The organism is Photobacterium sp. R1 (assembly GCF_054600795.1).
Window position 1 is genome coordinate 1 of sequence record NZ_BAAHZP010000711.1, and the last position, 257, is coordinate 257.

General features: G+C 52.1%; 1 pseudogene. It reads left to right on the forward strand.

Annotated features, from left to right (window positions below):
- Positions 1–257, forward strand: a pseudogene (locus tag ACYP03_RS26930) (carbohydrate ABC transporter permease); the annotation flags it as partial.

Consider the following 257-nt stretch of genomic DNA (forward strand, 5'->3'; position numbering starts at 1 on the left):
CCTTACCCGCGGTGGTGCTGGCCTCAGCCATAGGTGCGATTAACGGTTATGTGCTCTCGAAATGGCGTTTCAGGGGCAGTGAAGTGTTCTTTGAGCTGATGCTGCTGGGCTGTTTTATTCCCTTTCAGTCCGTATTACTGCCGATGGCACAGACGTTGGGGTATCTCGGGCTGGCAAACTCGGTGCCCGGCTTGATTCTGGTTCATACCATTTACGGTATTCCGTTCACGACGCTGTTTTACCGTAACTATTACGTG